The following is a 4,533-nucleotide window of genomic DNA, read 5'->3' as shown; positions in this document are numbered from 1 at the left end:
GGTTGTAGATGTCGCGGATCACTGGAAGATCGGCTTCGGTTGCGTCGCGCACGAGGACGGCGTCGGTCATATCAGGTCCATTCCGGTTCGTTTCGGCCAAGCGCATACGCCCGGCCTCCGGCGATGTAAACCACGAATCGGCGCCAACGATGATGGGACGAGGCGGGCTCCAGGAGGCAGGTGATCAGACGCCGGACGCGCTCATGCTGAAGCATGTCAGCACCGCCGAGTAATGCACCGCAGCGGCGGCAACCACGAAGCCGTGCCAGATGGCGTTCTGGAAGCGCAGCTTTTCCCAGATATGGAAGATCACGCCTGCCGAATAAATGACGCCGCCGATAATGATCAAGAGCGTCGAAGCGAAGGGAATGTGCGAGGCGACAGTGTCGGCAACCAGAAGCCCGCTCCAGCCCATGGCGAGGTAAAGCAGGATCGCGAGCTTGTCGTAGCGCCCGGGAAACGCGCATTTCAGGAAAATGCCGACGGCGGCCACCACCCAGATGCCGATCATCATGCCGAAGAGCAGCGGATCGTCAGCACCGCGTTGAAGGAACGGCGTATAGGTCGCCGCGATCAGGATGAAGATCGCCGAATGATCGAGCCGGCGCAGGTACCATTTGGTGCGCGAGACGGGCCAGGCATTGTAGGAAAAGGAAATGGCGAGCGTCAGCACGAGCCCGACACCGTAAATCCATGCAGCCGCGATCTCGCCGTTGGAGCTCCAGACCATGGCATAGAAGATCAGCACGGTCGCACCCACGAGCGCCAGCGCGAGGCCGACACCATGGACGATGCCATCGGCGATCAGCTCGTATTTGTCATAAGCCCAGCGAATTCCGTTGAACTCGGCCATCCATGCGCACCCGTTTTCCTCCCCAGCCGATGCTCGCATTGAACAAGCGGCGACGCAACAGACGGCAACGCCGGCTGCGGTAAAACTTGGTAAAATCCTTTAATCCTACCTGTCCACCAGTACCGAGCATTTCGCGTGGCGCACCACCCGGTCGGCGGTTGCACCGATGAAATAGTTCGAGAAATCCGGAACATGCGAGGCGACGATGATGAGGTCGGCCCGGTGCGCTTCGGCCGACGCAAGTATGCCATGCGCCGGCGGACCCCGGCCGATCTCGACGATCGCCGCGATCCCGGTCTTTTGCCGCAGCTGTTCCAGCTTCTGGCGGCCGTCTTCTATGGTGTTTTCGATCAATTGGGGCGGAAGGTCGACGGCGATGTAGGTGGGCACATCCTGCACGACATTGAGCAGGACGATCTCTCCGCCTTCGTCGAGCAGCGTCGCCGCCTTTCGGAATGCCCTCTCACCCCTTTCGATCGTGCCGATTTCCACCGGGACGATAATCTTCTTGTACATGATTGCCTCCCCTACCAGCCTGTCTATCTAGAATAGATAAGGCGCGCGAGGCAGGATCAAGCGCGCGCAAGCGATCGTCAACATGCGATGAACGCTTCATCATCAAAAACTGGTCTTCTGTGAACAATCGAAATGCGGCATAGAGGGTGCAAGTACAGCAGCAGAGGGGACCTGAAGGCGAATGCACCGGCGAAAACTCCCCGCGCTCGCTACGGGCGGCATCCTTGTCCGCGTGGATTTGCGGGAGGGCTTATGCGCCAGCAAAAATGCCGTCGCGTCCTTTGCCTGCCCCTCGGGACAGGCAAAGCAGCCGTGCCGGTGCGCCTTTCCAATCCAAGGCAGGAGAAAGACCTATGACGACCGAACCCACTTATGCATTGACGCGCCCTGCCTATATCAGCCAGTCGCATCTCATCGTCGCAGACCTGCCGCTGGTTTCCAGCTTTTATCAATCGATAATTGGCCTCAAGGTGATCGAGAAGGCGCCGAACGGCGAGGTGCTTGGCGTTGGCGATGTGCCGCTCCTGACGCTCACGACCGCCGGCAACGCGCAGATCGCGCCGCGAAATGCGGCTGGCCTCTTCCACACGGCCTTCCTGGTGCCGAACCGGGCGGAACTTGCCCGCTGGCTCCGTCAGGCAGCGAATAACAATGTCCAGCTCGAAGGCGCCTCGGACCATCTTGTCAGCGAAGCGATCTATCTCTCTGATCCCGAAGGCAACGGCATCGAGATCTATGCCGACCGGCCGCACGACGTCTGGAAGTTTCATCAGGACGGCCAGGTCGAGATGGCGACCCACCGCCTCGATCTTCAGGCGCTCTACAACAGCGTGCCGGAGGACGCGTGGAACGGCATGGCCGACGGCACGGCGATCGGGCACATCCATCTGCAGGTCGGCGACATTCCGGAAGCGGATGGCTTCTATCGCGACGTTCTCGGCCTCAAGCTGATGGCGCGCTATCCCGGCGCAAGCTTCTTCGCGACCGGCGGCTACCATCATCATGTCGCGGCCAATATCTGGAACAGCCGCGGAGCAGGCCCGCGCGCCGACGGCATGACCGGCCTTTCCGACTTCACGATGCGCTTCAACGACAAGGCCTCACTCGACAACGCCGTTCAGGCGCTCGACAGGCTCGAGATCAAGACCGAGAAGCGCGACGGCGGCATCTTCCTCAAGGACCCCTGGGGTATCGGGCTGACGCTTTCGGCTTGAGATGCAGGTTCTGTCGCAGACCGCGCCGCCCTCCCCGGAACCAACATCCCGCCGACGCGTTCTCGTGCCGAGGCAATTCGGCTTCCGGGGACATTCCATAGATGGGCATCGCCAATGGCATCAAGAAACAGGCAAAAAAGATCGCGATTGGCGAGCGACGGACGAGCGCCTGGGCTGAGACACTGACCGCCGCGGCCGAAGAGATGCCACAGGCTCCCGCGCATCGCGTCGAGAAAGACGGCCTCGATATCAGCATGGCGTGGGCGGTCATCGGAATTTTCCTGATGCTTGGGCTCGCCGCCTTGTACCAGATGTCGCTGATCCTCATTCCGGTAACGCTTGCCGTCGTCGTCGGCATGATCCTGGGCATGGCGGCGGAGAAACTGAGCAGGCTCGGCGTACCGCGGATCACCAATGCGGTGATCCTTTCAAGCGCCGTTGCGCTGGTGATTTTCATTGTCGTCAGTTCGCTTGCGGGACCTTTGACGACGCTTGCCAACGAGGCTCCCGCCTTCATCGAGAAGACCATCACCCGGATTATCCCCTATCTGGAACGGATACGCTGGCTGCACATAACCGCGGAAACATTCCAGAGCGGGCCGACGTCGATCAACGCGCTGCTCGAAAACACCGGTAGCGTCCTGCATGTGGTGACGGCAAACCTGACGCCGGCCCTCGTGCAGACGCTGATTTTCTTTGCGGCGCTGCTGCTCTTCCTTTCCGGCCGCGTTCATCTGCGCAAGACGATCATCATGACCTTCCGGACGAGGCAGCAGCGCCTGGCGGCAATCCGCGTCATCAGCTCGGTCGAGCAGGTACTCGGCTTCTATTTCGCAACCGCCTCGATCATTTATGCCGCACTCGGCGTCATGATGACAGTGATCGCCTGGGCCGGCGGGCTCTCGGCGCCGGTTCTCTGGGGTTTTTTCGCCTTCCTGTCGAGCTTCATCCCCTATCTCGGCATCACCGTGATGACCCTGTCCGTCGCGGTCGCGGGCATCATCACGCACGACGGCATCGTCGCTGGCCTGTTGCCGGCAGCCGCGTTTTTCACCATCCACCTCGCGATGGAAAACCTGATCTTCCCCGCGGTCATGGGCCGGCGGCTTGAGATCAACCCGTTCTTCATCTTCATCGCGATCATCTTCTGGACGTGGCTGTGGGGCGCGGTCGGCGCCATGCTCGCGCTTCCTCTGTCGCTGATCGTCATGGCGATCGTCGACGAACTCTTCATCGAGGAGAAAGTGCAGCCGCAACTGCCGAAGTGATGGCAAAGCACCTGAGGACGCCGAGTATTACTGGGTCGTGCTGTCGTCGCCCATGTCCTCGACATCCTGCAGCCGGACGAATTGGGCGCCCCTGACCTTCAGATCAAGAAGCGCTTTTGCAACGCCCTCGCCCGCCGCGTGGGTCGGCTGATTGATGTGGGAGATGACGACATCGCCGTCCTTCGCAGAGGCGATGCGCTTTTCGGTGATCGAAGCGCCGAGAAGCGATCCGCCGTCGCCGTTCACGGAGTAGCCGGCAATGCGATAGCCCATCGCGCGGATCTCGGCGATTGCCGAAAGATCGTATTTCGCCGTCGAGCCGCGGAACCAGTGCGGCGGCGTGATGCCGGCAGCGCGCATCGCGTCGGCACCGCCCTCTACCTCCTGCTTGACGGCCTGCGGCGAGCCGGCGGCGGCGATGCCGTAGATCGAGACGGGCTTATCCACGGCCGGAATATGGTTCTGCCCGTGATTTTCGAGCTCGAAGAGATCGGGATTGTGCAGAAACACCGAGAGCGCCTGCGGATTGCGCTTCAGCCAGCGCCCGGTGACGAAAATCGTTGCCGGGATGCGCTCCTTCACCAGCGTCGAGATGATCCGGTCATCTGCCTTGCCCATGCAGGCGTCGAAGGTGAGCGCGATGCGCGGATGGCTCGACGCACCGGAGCGCACGATATGCAGA

Annotated in this window: 5 protein-coding genes and 1 pseudogene; 2 read left to right on the top strand and 4 right to left on the bottom strand. The window is 61.2% G+C overall.

Going from position 1 to position 4,533, the window contains the following annotated elements:
• The 3 genes and pseudogenes from ACPYOI_RS35075 to ACPYOI_RS35065 form a co-directional block, all read right to left on the bottom strand.
• A pseudogene (locus ACPYOI_RS35075) lies at window positions 1-70 on the bottom strand (GNAT family N-acetyltransferase); the annotation flags it as partial.
• Between the two features lie 114 nt (window positions 71-184).
• Window positions 185-853, bottom strand: coding sequence for a PAQR family membrane homeostasis protein TrhA (trhA, locus tag ACPYOI_RS35070; protein WP_481416632.1), 669 nt, complete (start codon window positions 851-853; stop codon window positions 185-187).
• A gap of 105 nt (window positions 854-958) precedes the next feature.
• Complete coding sequence (locus ACPYOI_RS35065; RefSeq protein WP_481416633.1) at window positions 959-1,369, bottom strand: universal stress protein; 411 nt, start codon at window positions 1,367-1,369, stop codon at window positions 959-961.
• Between the two features lie 353 nt (window positions 1,370-1,722).
• On the opposite strand from ACPYOI_RS35065, the gene ACPYOI_RS35060 reads away from it, so the two are divergent.
• Together ACPYOI_RS35060 and ACPYOI_RS35055 are read left to right on the top strand one after the other, a co-directional pair.
• On the top strand, window positions 1,723-2,583 hold the full coding sequence (locus ACPYOI_RS35060; protein ID WP_481416634.1) for a VOC family protein: 861 nt from the start codon (window positions 1,723-1,725) through the stop codon (window positions 2,581-2,583).
• Between the two features lie 101 nt (window positions 2,584-2,684).
• Window positions 2,685-3,851, top strand: coding sequence for an AI-2E family transporter (locus ACPYOI_RS35055; RefSeq protein WP_481416635.1), 1,167 nt, complete (start codon window positions 2,685-2,687; stop codon window positions 3,849-3,851).
• Window positions 3,852-3,878: 27 nt separating this feature from the next.
• Here the strand turns inward: ACPYOI_RS35055 and ACPYOI_RS35050 are convergent.
• A partial coding sequence (locus ACPYOI_RS35050; RefSeq protein WP_481424067.1) for a polysaccharide deacetylase family protein occupies window positions 3,879-4,533 on the bottom strand: 655 nt, incomplete at its 5' end.

The organism is Rhizobium sp. SVR5-2C (genome assembly GCF_056755115.1).
The sequence above is the reverse complement of the archived record's forward strand: the minus strand, read 5'-3'. Positions and strand labels throughout refer to the sequence as shown.